This is a genomic window from Chitinophaga jiangningensis (assembly GCF_900142605.1).
GTDB classification, from domain to species: Bacteria; Bacteroidota; Bacteroidia; order Chitinophagales; family Chitinophagaceae; genus Chitinophaga; species Chitinophaga jiangningensis.
Genome location: NZ_FRBL01000005.1, coordinates 528,966 through 542,387, shown reverse-complemented (window position 1 = coordinate 542,387; position 13,422 = coordinate 528,966). Strand labels below are relative to the sequence as shown.

Here is a 13,422-nt window from a genome sequence, read left to right as displayed (position 1 = left end):
TTTGTTACCTGAAAAAAACTGATATGAAAAAGATATACCATCTTTCCACCTGCGGTACTTGTAAAAAGATCCTGGAAGAAACTCAGGCTGCTGCCCGGGGCTTCGTATTACAAGATATAAAAAAGGAAAAAATTACGGATGCCCAGTTAAAAGAAATGAAGGAATTGGCAGGAAGCTATGAGGCGCTGTTTAGTCGCAGGTCGCAGAAGTACCGTCCAATGGGGCTTCACGAAAAAGAGCTGACAGAAAAAGATTATCACGATTTGATATTGGAGGAGTATTCTTTCCTGAAGCGTCCGGTTGCGATTGCAGATGGGAAGATTTACATAGGGGCGGATGTGAAGAATTTGTAGCCATTCGAAATTAAGGGATCGGCGATCCCTTAATTTCGAAAAAGCTCCGGCCTTTGGCCGGAGCTTTTTCGATAAACTATAATGATTTGATAAAGTCCTGTACTACGGCTTTATACCGCGTCATATCCTGCTGCTGGAAGGATTTAAACGGAAATTTAGCAGCATCTTCCAACGCGGTTTTCAATTGAAATTTTTCTTGCGGGAGAGAATAGAAGTAGCCTTTTTCCATAAGGTACTCGCCCAGGTATACCTGTTCTGACTGGCCGGGGGTGGGTACCAGTATCGCTTTTTTATCCAGTTTCACCAGGTCCATCAGGGTGGTATAGCCGGAGCGGCTCAATACCATATCAGCTGCCAGCATGGCCTTGTTTAACTCCGTGGCGTTCAGGTGGTTAACCTGTGTTACACCTGGCGCGATTTCCACCTGTTTCGGGGTGCCTGGTTTTCCACTTACGATGAGCGCAGTGAGGTGCAGGTCTTTGATCTGCGAAAGCACCATTTTTTCCAGGTTGGAGCGTTGCGGTTCCGGACCGGAAATGAGTACCAGCAGATCATATTTTTTCTGCACATTTTCCTGCGGTTCAAAACGGCTCAAACAGCCCAGGTACGTGGTTTTTGTAGCCGGGAGGGTGGCAGGATGCGCCAGTTCACCGGACAGGTTATTATCTCCCTGAATATCAGGAATCCAACAGGCGCTGTACCTGCGGATATAACTGTAGTTGATACGCTGTAACGTACGCTCAATCCAGCCACCAAAAGGTGTCTTGATAAGCAGCTGGTGGGTAATGAATACCGTGGGAATTGAGTCATGGTATAACCCGAAACGATTGTCGGAAATCACGGCATCTATCTGGTGTTCCTGTACGATCTTTTTGAGCCAGCGCTGCTCATGCTTTATAGCACCGATAATTTTCGGAATCTGCTGTATGATCTTTACGCCAAAGAATTTACCTTTTTGCGCATACTGGATGCGATATCCAGGCAAAGGAAAGATGGTGATATCCGGAAATTCCTGTTGTAAAAGTGCCGCATGTTTGCCTTCTGCAGCAATAAAAACTTGGCATCCTGCGTTAAGCATTTCATGGATCAGGGGAATATCCCTGGTGGCATGTCCAAGGCCCCAATCCAGGGGAACTACAAGAATTTTTTTAGGAGTGAGGTTTGTGGACAAATATTTGGATTTTTTTTGCGAATTTAGCTTAAATTACAAAAGGGCATTGTTAAGAAAAGGTAAAGTCTGAGCTAGGAATAAACAATTTAGATTAAGCATATAATCAACAGTATGAATAAGATAAAATGGGTGGTAATTATTCTTCTTTGTGGAAGTTTGGCGATGGAGAGTTGCAAGGTGTTTAAGAAAAATGATTGCGGTTGTCCCACCATGAACAAAAAAAGAATGCATTAATACCCACGTTCTGATCAAAACGGCAACGATTAGCCTTATCTTTTGGGTTATCCCATGAATACCTGACCAAACAATATTTTCGGGGAATTTCAAATTTTTTTCATGAAACCTGTAGATAGAGATTTACTGATCCTGCTACACGAAGATAGGTACACTGAGCAGCAAATTCAATCTGCCGTTAGACAGATCAGTGAAATGCTGACGCTCATCGAAACGATGGATTATCTCTGTGCCGTAATGGAAGTAGCCAACTGTAACAGGAGCAAAGTAACCAATAAGAGAACTGTGCTGGAAAAAGCCATCTCCCGTAAGGCTCACAAACCTTTCGAATTCATTATACACAAGAACTGATTGTTGCCAACACTGTACATTGTGTCTGTGCATTTTATGCCCATACTTTTAGTGTTTTGCTTTGAGTTTTAATTAAAATTCTTGTTGTACGTTTGCCATCATTAATTCCTATAAACTGATGGCTGATTTTTCGCACCTTCAGGATTTTTTGAATCCTATTTCCAAAGACTATCTTAATGACGACCAGGAATACGATGCATTCCAGGTGGGTGGCATCATTGACGCCTATCAGGCGAACCATATTCCTGATATTGACAGCGCAGATATCATTCTGCTGGGTGTGGGAGAAGAGAGAGGCAGTGATTCGGGGAAAACCGGTACCAACGGGCCGGACATGATCCGTCGTGAGTTATACCGGCTGTACAACTGGCATCGTGATATTAAACTCGCTGATGTGGGCAACCTGCGCTCCGGCGCTTTCCTGGCAGATGCCTATGCGGCTATGAAAGCCGTAGTGGGCGACCTGATACAGGCCAATAAAACGGTCATTATCCTGGGAGGCTCCCACGATCTTACCTATGCGCAATACAAGGCATACGCTTCCCAACAACTGATTATAGAAGCTACCGTGGCAGATGCGCTCATCGATCTGAAAGAAGATTCGACCATTCGCAGCGAACGCTTTCTCATGGATATCCTCACCGAACAGCCGAACTATCTCCGCCATTATAACCACCTCGGCTTTCAGAGCTATTTCGTACATCCGAGGATGTTAGAAACGCTGGATAAACTTCGGTTCGACTGCTACCGACTGGGCCGTATCCGTGAAAACATGGAAGAAGCTGAGCCTGTACTACGGCATTCTGATCTTTTTAGTCTTGACATCAACATCATCCGCCATACCGACGCGCCGGCCAATCACCTCTCTCCTAACGGTTTCAGCGGAGAAGAAGGCTGTTTGCTCGCACGCTACGCCGGCATGAGCAGCCGCCTTACCAGCTTCGGCATTTATGGCTATCGCGCGGAAAAAGATAAGGAAAACCTTACCGCCCGGCAGATATCTCAAATGATCTGGTATTTTATGGATGGCAGAGCCGTAAAAAATAAAGAAGCATTGCTGGAACACCGGGATGCCTTCTGGGAATTTCATATAGCCTTCTCCGATATTGACACCGTTTTCCTGAAGAGCAAGAAAACAGGACGCTGGTGGATGCAGCTGCCGGATAGAGAGTTTGTGCCGTGTGCGTATAACGACTATCTGCTGGCGAGTAATAATGAGATTCCAGAGCGCTGGTTAAGGCACCAGGAGCGGTTTTAGTCCGTTTTATTGATGGGCCGAAGGCCCATCAATAAAACGGTTTTCCGACCGACGAAGTCGGTCGGAAAACCGCTTAGCCAAGTGGATATTCTCTATATAATTCCAGCAATCTGTCCTTCAAAAATGCGGCTTTATTATCCGTAGAAATCATGTCATCGTCCAACCCCTGCATGGTGCTTTTATGCAGCTTTTCCACACGTTCATCTATCTTCTTGAAATAGGCCTCCTTTTTTTCTTCCCAGGCTATCTGATCCGATTGTAACTTATTCACGGAACCTGCGCTGAGATGGCTGTATAAATGCTGAATAGTGGCCGATAAAGCGCTGTCTATCGCCTGGTAGTAAATGGTGGCACAGTTATACATGTTGGAGCTTTGGGCAAGGCAGCGCTGGTAGCGCTCTTCGATAATGTCAACGGGGTCCTTATGCTGTTGCGCATAAGCCGTTATACTGCCAAAGATGGCAAGGATAGCAAGTAGGTGTCGCATAGGGATAGTGGATAATATGCGGCGAAACTACGAAATATATATGAAATTAAGATAATTCGTGAGGACTACTGCTTCACTCCTATCGACCCCGTGCAGGTTTCCCCGGCAGGAAGTCCGTTTAGCCATACCCGTAATGACTCTATTCGCTGGGTAGTAAGCAGGGTGAGATAGTTGGATTTGCACACCGGAAACATGCTGCCATAATTTTTGGCCGCTTCCGGGAACATGGCCTTCAGCTGGGCATCTCTGAATTGTACCCACAGCCGCTGGGCATCACGGAGATTTTCGAGGAACTTCTTATTAGCGGCATATTCCTTCTGAATAGCCTGGTAAATATCATTCAGCTCTTTGTCGGCCTGGCGGTAAGCCTCCGTTGCTTTTTTATTCATCTCTGCCTGTGACTGTGCAAAGCCTTTGCTGGTGGCAGCGAACAGCAACAGGCAGATGATGAAATATTTCATGAAGGGTAGCAATTAGATAACCACCAGCTCAAAGAAGTCAGCAGGCGTGAAATATTGTTTGGCAACATGCTGCAGCTCATCTGCTGTAATGGTTTTGATCGTTTGAATGTTATTGTAGAAATAATTTTCGTCCAGATCATTGAGAATGAGGTTTTTCCAGCGCTGAATAATCTGGAACGCCCCATCCAGATCGCCCAGGATAGAGCCGATCATGTAGTTGCGTACCAGGTCCAGTTCTTCCTGTGGAACTGCCACATTCTGCAAGGTTTGCAGCTCTTTATAAATCTCCTCAATGGTGGACTCGCATACATCCCTGCCGGCTTCGGTCTGGATGTTGATTGCGCTCACCTGGCGGAAGTTATAGAGTTGCGAGTAAATACCGTAGGTGTAGCCCTTTTCTTCCCTGATATTACTCATCAAACGTGAGCCGAAATAACCACCCAATATGGTATTCAGCACCAGCATTTTAGGGAAATCAGGATGGTAGCGGTTCGGGAAAGGACGCGCTACGCGCACTGCACCCTGTACCCCATTTTCATCATTGAAGATTCTGAACTTCTTCTCTTCAGCAGGCTGAATGGGCAGGTCTAGTCGCTGTAAATGCGACTCCCCGTTCCATTTGCTGCTGCCAAGAAACTGGTTCAGCAATGGGATCATGTTTTCCGGGAGGTTGCCGGCTACAAATATTTTACAGTTGTTGTAAGTGTAGTGCTTTTTGTAGAAGCCTTCCAGTGCTTCTGTTTGCAGCGCATCGTAGCCCATCATGGTGCTCACGCGGCCATAAGGGTGGAATTCACCAAACAGGTACTGATCAATGTAGCGGTTAGCCACAAAATCGCATTTCTGGAGGTTTACAGCCAGTTTCTGCTTCTGGTTCTGTGCATATACGCTGAGCTCTTCTTCGCGGAAAACCGGGTCTAAAATCACCTCTGACAGTACCGGCAGCAGCTCGCCAAAGTGTTTGGTAAGGCAATGCAGGGTGTAGGTGGCATTTTCGTGGAAGGTATTACGGTTCAGATAAGCGCCGTAATACTCGATGCTTTCATTGATTTCGAGGGCTGTATGCTTGCTGGTACCGGTTTTCATGAGGAAGTTGGTTGCCAGGGCCAGCATACTCTGGTTTTCGTACCAGGTGCCCGCAGGGAATACCAGCTCCAGCTGTAAAGTCTCCTGTTCATCGGACTTTACAACATACACGGGTATACCGTTATCGAGAGTAAATTTTTCGTATGGTTTGAGCTTCAGATCAAACTCCACAGCATCTTTTATGGCAGGAGGAATACTTCTGTTCATCGTTTGAATTTTTGGGCCGTTGCCTGAGATACTTATCAGTGCTAGTTTTCGGCGTAATAGTATATGGTGTTGGAGTTCTTTTCGTCAAACAGCAGTTTGGCTTCCTGATGAAGCTCTTCAGCAGTCACTCTTTCATAATTGCTGAATTCTTTGTTCATCAGGCCGGCATCCCCCAGCAGTTCGTAGAAAGCCAGGTTGGTGGCCCTGTTGAGCAGACTCATGTCCTCAAACGCGAGCAGGCTTTCCACCCTGTTTTTAACTTTCTGCAGTTCTCTTTCCGGGATGATTTCATTTTGCAGTTTCTCCAGTTCCAGCTGGATTGCTTTTTCGGCGTCCTTCATTTTCACGCCCTTTACGAGCTTGCCTTCTATGGTGAGTAGTCCTGCGTCGAGACTACCAAAATGGTAGCACTCTATATTGGAAAACAATTTCTTCTCCTTAACCAAAACCTGGTGTAAGCGGGAAGAGCCGCCACTACTGAGGATATCAGAGAGCAGATCCGCCGCGTAATAGCGCTTGTCAGACCTGGGCTGCATATGATAACACTTGTAGATCGCATCCAGCGGCACATTGGCTTTTACTTCCAGTTTATGCGCTTCCGTTTGCTCAGGTTCCACCGGCAGGTTACGGGTATATTTTTCGCCGGAAGGAATGTCACCAAACCATTTCTCAGCAAGGGCTTTCACCTGTTCCAGCGTAACGTTCCCTCCTACTGAAAGGATCGCATTTACCGGGCGGTAGAATTTAAAAAAGAAAGCCTTTACATCTTCCAGCTTCGCATTTTCGATATGCGATAATTCTTTACCGATGGTCATCCAGCGGTAAGGATGCGTGGAATATGCCAGCGCTCTCATTTTATGCCATACATCGCCGTAAGGTTTGTTGATGTAATGTTCCTTGAATTCTTCCGATACTACTTTCCGCTGCACGTCCAGGCTTTTTTCACCGAATGCAAGACTCAGCATGCGGTCGCTCTCCAGCCAGAAGGCTGTTTCGATATTTTCTGCCGGCAGGGTGATATAGTAGTTGGTGAGATCGCTCGTAGTATAAGCATTGTTTTCACCGCCGGCCATTTGCAGCGGTTCGTCGTACTCAGGAATGTTGACAGATCCGCCAAACATCAGGTGCTCGAAAAGGTGCGCAAAGCCTGTTTGTTCGGGGTTCTCATCTCTTGCTCCTACGTCATACAACACGTTCAGGACAGCCATGGGAGTTGTATGGTCCTCGTGCACAATTACCCGGAGCCCGTTCGCTAAAGTAAATTTATTATAATGAGTCATAAGCCAATTGATGTTGTGGATATTAGTAAAGATAATCTCTTCTCGTCAACGATGCGTCAACGCTACTCAATAAACAATTCTTTCTTGTTGTAATTGATGGTGATAGTAAACTGCTTCCATACGGAAAAGCCGATGGCGCCTGCGATTTCCACGAATGCGCCTACATCATCCACATCCTTGCAGTAGCTGACGGGCACATTATTCAGCTTTTTACCGGCCATTTGCAGCTCACTAACGCTGCTGTTGATATAGTACAGCACTTTCACCATATCCTGCACCTTGTCGGTGTTAATGGTGGGCAGCAGGGTGTTCAGTTTATACTTTTCCACATAAGGCCAGTTAAAGAGTACGCCGTAGTCGCCCCCGGTGGTAACATGGTATTTTCCCATCAGCGTAGCGCCGTTCGGGAGCCGGATTACAGCGTCTATTACAGGTGTGGTGAAGTTAAGGGTAAAGTGCAGCAGCTGCCCTGCGGTATTTACTTTCGTTTTACCGTTGGGGTAGAGTGCGAGTTGTTTGTTGCGGTAATCAATTTTAACGATATACGCCTTCATGAGCGCCACGCCAATCACGCCGTCGATCTGTGTGGTTTCGTTGCCCATATCACGGAGGTCTTCCAGGTACGCCGTCACAAATGGCATCCTTAATTCCTTGATATATAGTGCATTGATGGTAACCACCGGCACCTGTATCATGCCGTTGTTTACCCCACTCATGAAAGCCTGACGGCCGCTGTTCAATTTCATTTTTTCTGCGGTACGTGTATTCATCACCGTAATTTCCGCGCCACTGTCGAAGATAAACTGCAGGGTGTCGGTGCTACCGGATACGGTAACAGGGAATACGATATGGTTATTCACCAGCCTGAAGGGGATGACCGCTGCAGGTTTGGTATTGTCAGGTTCCGCCGTTGTGTTGTTTTTGCGTTGCGCGCTTACTTGGGTACAGGCAGCGGCTATCGCAAATAATGTCCAAAAGAGTCGCCACATGCCACAAATAACGTTAAAGAATACTTTTTATTGGTAATTTTTTCACTGCCAGCTCATTATCTCTCCTGATTAATATAAATGCCCGGGTGCCAATGGCTTTCAGCAGTTCGCGAAAGAGCTGGAGATTATTACCCATATTATTGTTGATACCGAGGATCACATCGCCTTTCTGGAACCCGGCTTTTTCAGCGGGAGAACCTTTGATGATGTCGGTCACCTCCACCTGTCCGTTGATCAGGTAGATGATTAGCCCGGTATAGGAGTAGTCAAATATATCCCTGTAGTGGGTATTGGGTAAGAGATATATTTCTTTTTTGGCGTAGTTGAGCGTAAGGTTGAAGCGCCGCAGCAGGTCGTTGCCTATCATGCCGCCCAGGTAAGGGTACGAGGTTACATTGTACGTATCGTCGAACAGATAGGTGGGCACATTGCGGAAGCTGTAGTTGCCTATACGAAATTCCTGGATGGTGGTGAGAGACATGGTCATCCTGCCCCCGAGGCCCTGGGCTTCGGTTTCGATCACTTTAGCCCTGCGCTTTTTATCGGCCAGCAGGTTACTGTCTTTCACAAACTGGTTGGAGAGCAGCAGGCACATACCGGCGCCGGTGTCAAAGAAAAAGCGGTTGCTGGTACTGGTGCGCCCGTTTTTCACCGGGGCATATACCAGGGGGATCTGCGTCAGGCTGGGTTTTAGCAGCATGCCGCCACGTGGATAATTGTATTTTCCTTTGGAATAGATGCCGATTTCCTCTTTATCGTAATCCACCGTCACTATATATCTGCTTAAAAGGCTATACCCGATAATCCCATCCACCTGCAAGCCGTACACCTGGCTGATCAGCTCATAATCGTTGACGTGGAAATCGAGACTATCCACTACCAGCCCGGGTAATATCAATGATTTATTTTCTGCGAAGGACACCTGTTTGGCGCCCGCCAGGCCTTTCACGACCTTATCGGAGGGTACCAGCTGCAATCCTAGTCGCACACAGGTGGCAGTATCCAGGGAGATGCCGGCGCTGCCGGTGTCGAGAATAAACTGAAGCGTATCAGGGTAGCCTTTTAGCACGGCCTGTATGATCACGACGCCGCCATAATACTGCTTGAATTTGAAGCGGGTGATCAGTACAGCATTACTGGAGGTATCGGCTTCGGTAAATAAAGTATGCTCGTTGTCAGCATATAACGTGGTGGCGGTGGCTTGCTGGCAAAATAATGTTCCGAGGAACAGGTTAATGCTGAACAGAATTAGCTTAAACATGATGGGGGCGATGTAGGTATCGTATTTATATAAATTTAACGTTTAAATGCTTTCGTATAAAATATTTTTATTACGGACGGTATTATAATTACTTGTGCAATCAATCGCATTAGATATATGCAATTACACTACCTTTGTTTCGGTTTAGCCGTCAACTTTTAAGGAAAGCACAATGGAACTACAGGATTTATACAAGAAGGCGCAACAATTTGAATTCCTGACAGCCGAGGAAGGGGTCTTCATGTTTGAAAATGCGCCGTTGGCAGAGCTGATGCAGATCGCCAACGAGCTGCGCAAGATACAGGTGCCGCATGGTAAAGTAACCTGGCAGATAGACAGAAACGTAAATACTACCAACGTATGTACTGCCAACTGCAAGTTTTGTAATTTTTACCGTATTCCAGGTCACCCGGAAGCCTATATTACCGGTATAGAAGAGTATAAGCGCAAGATTGATGAAACCCTGAAATATGGTGGCGATCAGCTGCTGTTACAGGGTGGCCATCACCCCGAACTGGGACTCAGTTTTTACGTGGACCTGTTTAAGCAACTGAAACAGCTCTATCCTACTTTACGTTTGCACACCCTCGGACCACCCGAGGTAGCACATATCACCAAGCTGGAAAAAAGTACCCACATCGAAGTGCTGAAAGCACTGCAGGAAGCGGGTATGGACAGCCTTCCGGGCGCGGGTGCTGAAATCCTGAACGACCGTGTACGCCGCCTGATCTCCAAAGGTAAGTGTGGTGCACAGGAATGGCTGGATGTAATGCGTGCAGCGCATAAACTGAACATTGCTTCTTCTGCCACCATGATGTTTGGCCACGTAGAAACAGTGCTGGAGCGCTTCGAGCACCTGGTAGACATCCGTCAGGTACAAAGTGAAAAACCTGAAGGGCACTATGGCTTCACGGCCTTCATCCCATGGACCTTCCAGGACGTAGATACGCTGCTGGCACGTATCCGCGGTGTACATAACATGACTACTTCCGAAGAATATATCCGAATGATAGCCATGAGCCGCATCATGCTGCCGAATGTGAAAAACATCCAGGCATCCTGGCTCACCGTGGGTAAGCAGGTGGCGCAGCTTTGCCTGCACGCCGGTGCCAACGATTTTGGCTCTATCATGATCGAGGAAAACGTGGTAAGTGCTGCCGGTGCGCCACACCGCTTCACCTACAAATCCATGCAGGATGCGATCCGCGAAGCTGGTTTTGAACCGCAGCTGCGTACACAACTGTACCAGTTCAGGGATATTCCTGCAAGCATTGAAGAACAGGTAATTAATTACTAGTAGATATCGTTTTATCACTCTCGCCTTCGGCGAGAGTGATAAAACGAACGAGGGGCAGACCAACGGTCTGCCCCTCGTTCGTTTTGCCGGCAGGCAACAAAAAACAATCAAATAAATTGTTCATTAGCAATACATTAACAACCCTAAAAATATTGTTAAATCCTATCCTCAGATGTTACAAAACAGCCCCTTCTCCGTCTAACAGGTACACACATACTAAATCAAAGGAGGGTATATGAAAAAGCTGGGTTTAATGATCGCTGCCATTGCCATTTTTGCAACGGCTTGTACAAGCACAAAAGTTACTTCTTCCTGGAGAGCGAATGATGCACAAAAAATTCAGAAAGACCAGAAGGTGATGGTGATTGCCCTGGTACCTGAAAAAGACCGCACACTCCGCAGCCAGATGGAAAGCTATACGGTATCAGAGTTGAGAAAGAAAGGATATAACGCGGTTTCTGCATTCCAGGAATACGGCCCGCAGGGATTTGGTAAACTGGGTGAAAAACAGGTGGTGAACAAGCTGAAGAGCAGCGGCGCCAACCAGGTACTCACCATTGTAATGCTGGAAAAAGGTAAAGAGAGACAATTTGTTCCGGGCACCATGTATTCCCCTTACGGTTACTATGGTTTCTGGCCTTACTACTCCTGGTACAACAGGATGTATGCCCCTGGCTATGTCGCTGTAAATACCAAATACCAGTGGGAAGGTAATCTTTACGATTTGCAGAGCGGACAAATGTTGTATTCTGTTCAATCCAGGTCATTCGATCCGCCTACCACTGAAAGGATGGCTGTGCTTTATGCACAACAGGTAGTGAGAGATATGGCTAAACAACAGCTGCTGGCCAACAACTAAGAAATTTGTGCACGTGCAAAAAAGCGGGAACAGAACCAGTCTGTTCCCGCTTTTTTTTGTAAGTTAGCCCCCTTTATTCCTTTCCCGCTATGATAGAGATACCAGTTAACGATGAAATATACCTGAGACAATTACAGTCACAGGATGCACCTGCACTCTATCAGCAGCTGGACATCTCCCGCAAACACCTCAGAAAATACTTACCCTGGGTAGATTACAACACCAAAGAAGAGCACAGCCTGCGATTCATAGAAATGATGCAGCGCAAAGCGGAAGAGCAGGAAGCGGTAGCTTTTGGCATCTGGTACAGAGGGGAGTTTTGTGGTGTAATCGACATCCACAGCTGGGATCAGCAGCTCCATATTGCTGAAATAGGTTACTGGCTGGGTACCGCCTTCCAGGGTAAAGGCATAGCCACCAATGCTACAAGGGCCGTGGTAAGCTTCGCATTTAAGCAATTACATCTCAATAAAATAGAAATACGGTTCGTCATGCAAAACGAACGCAGTGGCCAGATTCCGATTAAACTCGGCTTCTGCAGGGAAGGCGTGCTGCGCTCCAGCGCCAAACTCCATGGTCAGTTTGTGGACATGGTGGTGATGGGCATCCTTCGGGAAGACTGGCCTTATTGATTCAACGTAGCGCGTACACGACTTCTTTTTTTCCCGTAAGCATAGTAAATAGCCATGCCTATTGCCATCCAGATAACGAGGCGCAGCCAGGTATCCAGTGGTAACGACACCATCATAGCCATGCAGGAAATAATACCCAGAATTGGCACCAGCGGCACCAGCGGGGTGCGGAAGGCACGCGGTGCGTCCGGCATGGTATAACGCATAATCCATACGCCGGCACATACCATTACGAATGCTAGTAGCGTACCTATGCTTGTCATCTCCCCTACTACTTTTAAGGGCACAAAGGCTGCAAATACACTGATAAAAACACAGAAGAGAATATTGGATTTCCACGGTGTGCGATAACGCGGGTGGATGTCGGAGAAAATCTTCGGCAGCAGGCCGTCTTTGGACATGGCATAAAACACGCGGCTCTGGCCTAGCAGATCCACCAGTATCACGGAGGTGTAACCTACAATGATGGCGAGCAGGATTGCCTGCCCAAGCCAGGTGTACGGCGTGTGTGCGATGGCGATAGCCACCGGTGCACCGCTGTCCTTAAACTCCTTATAAGGTGCCAACCCGGTCATTACATGGGCAAACAAAATAAAGAGTACAGTACATATGGCGAGAGATCCAAGAATCCCTATGGGCATGTTTCTGCGTGGGTTTTTAGTTTCCTGCGCCGCAGTACTGATGATGTCGAAGCCCAGGAAAACGAAAAATACGATGCCAGCCCCTCTGAATATTCCCGACACCCCGAAATCGCCAAAGTGACCCGTATTTGCCGGGATATAAGGCACGTGGTTGGCGGGGTTGATGTAATTCCATCCCAGGGCGATGAAAACCAGTACTACACCTACTTTCAGGGATACAACAATCGCATTCCAGATGGCGGAGCCTTTGGTGCCCCGGATCAGGATGAGCGACATAAGCACCACAACCAGTGCGGCGGGAAGGTTCATGATACCGGATAATTTTTCGCCATTATGTGCCACAAATGTTTCGAAGGGGGAGTGCAGCCACCGTTCGGGGAGGTAGATGCCGTAGTTGTCCAGGAATTTCACCAGGTAGTTGGACCAGCTGATGGACACCGTGGCCGCACCTACGGAAAATTCCAGTACGAGGTCCCAACCGATGATCCAGGCAAAAAGCTCTCCCATGGTCGTATAGGCGTAGGTGTAAGCCGATCCGGCCACCGGAATCATGGAGGCAAATTCAGCGTAACACAGTCCTGCAAAGGCACAGCCGATGGCTGCCACTACAAACGACAATGTTACCGCGGGCCCTGCGTGGTTGGCAGCAGCAATACCGGTGAGGGAAAACAGGCCGGCGCCAATGATCACACCCAGCCCCAGCATGGTGAGCTGAAAGGCGTTGAGCGTGCGTTTCAGCGTTTTGGCGCTGTCATCTTCCGATTCTGCCAGCAGCCATGCCAGCGGCTTTTTATAGTACTGTTTCATTATTACCCTACTTGATTTGTGGACTAATTGGCGGCAAAGGTAAGGGGC

General features: G+C 47.5%; 14 protein-coding genes. 6 read left to right on the top strand and 8 right to left on the bottom strand.

The annotated features are described in order from the left end of the window. The first annotated feature begins 23 nt into the window (after positions 1-23). The gene (locus tag BUB18_RS15130) at positions 24-353 is read left to right on the top strand and encodes an arsenate reductase family protein (RefSeq protein ID WP_073082539.1); all 330 of its coding nucleotides are present in this window, start codon (positions 24-26) and stop codon (positions 351-353) included. A 76-nt stretch (positions 354-429) separates the two neighbouring features. Here the strand turns inward: BUB18_RS15130 and BUB18_RS15125 are convergent, their stop codons facing one another. Then, positions 430-1,524 carry a glycosyltransferase gene (locus BUB18_RS15125; protein ID WP_073082537.1) on the bottom strand — a complete coding sequence of 365 codons (1,095 nt, stop codon included), beginning with the start codon at positions 1,522-1,524 and terminating at the stop codon, positions 430-432. Between the two features lie 336 nt (positions 1,525-1,860). Between BUB18_RS15125 and BUB18_RS15120 the strand changes: the two genes are divergently transcribed. Together BUB18_RS15120 and BUB18_RS15115 are read left to right on the top strand one after the other, a co-directional pair. After that, entirely contained in the window at positions 1,861-2,109 is a 249-nt protein-coding gene (locus BUB18_RS15120) for a hypothetical protein (protein ID WP_073082534.1), read from the top strand. A 118-nt stretch (positions 2,110-2,227) separates the two neighbouring features. After that, positions 2,228-3,367 carry a formimidoylglutamase gene (locus BUB18_RS15115; protein ID WP_073082532.1) on the top strand — a complete coding sequence of 380 codons (1,140 nt, stop codon included), beginning with the start codon at positions 2,228-2,230 and terminating at the stop codon, positions 3,365-3,367. A 73-nt stretch (positions 3,368-3,440) separates the two neighbouring features. On the opposite strand, the gene BUB18_RS15110 is transcribed toward BUB18_RS15115, so the two are convergent. The 6 genes from BUB18_RS15110 to BUB18_RS15085 form a co-directional block, all read right to left on the bottom strand. Beyond that, positions 3,441-3,854: a lysozyme inhibitor LprI family protein gene (locus BUB18_RS15110; RefSeq protein ID WP_073082530.1), complete on the bottom strand. Its 414-nt coding sequence runs from the start codon at positions 3,852-3,854 to the stop codon at positions 3,441-3,443. 65 nt (positions 3,855-3,919) lie between these two features. Beyond that, on the bottom strand, positions 3,920-4,315 hold the full coding sequence (locus BUB18_RS15105) for a lysozyme inhibitor LprI family protein (protein WP_073082528.1): 396 nt from the start codon (positions 4,313-4,315) through the stop codon (positions 3,920-3,922). Between the two features lie 12 nt (positions 4,316-4,327). Next, complete coding sequence (locus BUB18_RS15100; RefSeq protein WP_073082525.1) at positions 4,328-5,608, bottom strand: M16 family metallopeptidase; 1,281 nt, start codon at positions 5,606-5,608, stop codon at positions 4,328-4,330. A 41-nt stretch (positions 5,609-5,649) separates the two neighbouring features. Next, a complete protein-coding gene (locus tag BUB18_RS15095) occupies positions 5,650-6,816 on the bottom strand; it encodes a M16 family metallopeptidase (protein ID WP_394333097.1) in 1,167 nt (388 codons plus the stop codon). 134 nt (positions 6,817-6,950) lie between these two features. After that, on the bottom strand, positions 6,951-7,877 hold the full coding sequence (locus BUB18_RS15090) for a retropepsin-like aspartic protease (RefSeq protein ID WP_073082522.1): 927 nt from the start codon (positions 7,875-7,877) through the stop codon (positions 6,951-6,953). 13 nt (positions 7,878-7,890) lie between these two features. Further along, positions 7,891-9,138 (bottom strand): aspartyl protease family protein, encoded by a 1,248-nt coding sequence (locus BUB18_RS15085; protein ID WP_073082520.1) that lies wholly within the window; start codon positions 9,136-9,138, stop codon positions 7,891-7,893. A gap of 172 nt (positions 9,139-9,310) precedes the next feature. On the opposite strand from BUB18_RS15085, the gene mqnC reads away from it, so the two are divergent. The 3 genes from mqnC to BUB18_RS15070 all read left to right on the top strand — a co-directional run bounded on the left by mqnC (position 9,311) and on the right by BUB18_RS15070 (position 11,926). Beyond that, positions 9,311-10,435: a cyclic dehypoxanthinyl futalosine synthase gene (mqnC, locus tag BUB18_RS15080; RefSeq protein WP_073082518.1), complete on the top strand. Its 1,125-nt coding sequence runs from the start codon at positions 9,311-9,313 to the stop codon at positions 10,433-10,435. 235 nt (positions 10,436-10,670) lie between these two features. Then, positions 10,671-11,294, top strand: a complete 624-nt coding sequence (locus tag BUB18_RS15075) for a hypothetical protein (protein ID WP_073082516.1) — start codon at positions 10,671-10,673, stop codon at positions 11,292-11,294. Positions 11,295-11,383: 89 nt separating this feature from the next. After that, positions 11,384-11,926 (top strand): GNAT family N-acetyltransferase, encoded by a 543-nt coding sequence (locus tag BUB18_RS15070; protein WP_073082514.1) that lies wholly within the window; start codon positions 11,384-11,386, stop codon positions 11,924-11,926. On the opposite strand, the gene BUB18_RS15065 is transcribed toward BUB18_RS15070, so the two are convergent. Further along, the gene (locus BUB18_RS15065) at positions 11,920-13,374 is read right to left on the bottom strand and encodes an amino acid permease (protein WP_073082512.1); all 1,455 of its coding nucleotides are present in this window, start codon (positions 13,372-13,374) and stop codon (positions 11,920-11,922) included. The two genes, BUB18_RS15070 and BUB18_RS15065, sit on opposite strands and share 7 nt — an antisense overlap. Positions 13,375-13,422 lie beyond the last annotated feature (48 nt).

What these genes read in the sequence shown, in the direction of transcription:
- BUB18_RS15100 (WP_073082525.1), bottom strand. Translation starts at nt 5,608, where the DNA reads ATGAACAGAAGTATTCCTCCTGCCATAAAAGATGCTGTGGAGTTTGAT.
- BUB18_RS15110 (WP_073082530.1), bottom strand. Translation starts at nt 3,854, where the DNA reads ATGCGACACCTACTTGCTATCCTTGCCATCTTTGGCAGTATAACGGCT.
- BUB18_RS15120 (WP_073082534.1), top strand. Translation starts at nt 1,861, where the DNA reads ATGAAACCTGTAGATAGAGATTTACTGATCCTGCTACACGAAGATAGG.
- BUB18_RS15095 (WP_394333097.1), bottom strand. Translation starts at nt 6,816, where the DNA reads ATGGCTGTCCTGAACGTGTTGTATGACGTAGGAGCAAGAGATGAGAAC.
- BUB18_RS15065 (WP_073082512.1), bottom strand. Translation starts at nt 13,374, where the DNA reads ATGAAACAGTACTATAAAAAGCCGCTGGCATGGCTGCTGGCAGAATCG.
- BUB18_RS15130 (WP_073082539.1), top strand. Translation starts at nt 24, where the DNA reads ATGAAAAAGATATACCATCTTTCCACCTGCGGTACTTGTAAAAAGATC.
- BUB18_RS15115 (WP_073082532.1), top strand. Translation starts at nt 2,228, where the DNA reads ATGGCTGATTTTTCGCACCTTCAGGATTTTTTGAATCCTATTTCCAAA.
- mqnC (WP_073082518.1), top strand. Translation starts at nt 9,311, where the DNA reads ATGGAACTACAGGATTTATACAAGAAGGCGCAACAATTTGAATTCCTG.
- BUB18_RS15075 (WP_073082516.1), top strand. Translation starts at nt 10,671, where the DNA reads ATGAAAAAGCTGGGTTTAATGATCGCTGCCATTGCCATTTTTGCAACG.
- BUB18_RS15070 (WP_073082514.1), top strand. Translation starts at nt 11,384, where the DNA reads ATGATAGAGATACCAGTTAACGATGAAATATACCTGAGACAATTACAG.
- BUB18_RS15090 (WP_073082522.1), bottom strand. Translation starts at nt 7,877, where the DNA reads ATGTGGCGACTCTTTTGGACATTATTTGCGATAGCCGCTGCCTGTACC.
- BUB18_RS15085 (WP_073082520.1), bottom strand. Translation starts at nt 9,138, where the DNA reads ATGTTTAAGCTAATTCTGTTCAGCATTAACCTGTTCCTCGGAACATTA.
- BUB18_RS15105 (WP_073082528.1), bottom strand. Translation starts at nt 4,315, where the DNA reads ATGAAATATTTCATCATCTGCCTGTTGCTGTTCGCTGCCACCAGCAAA.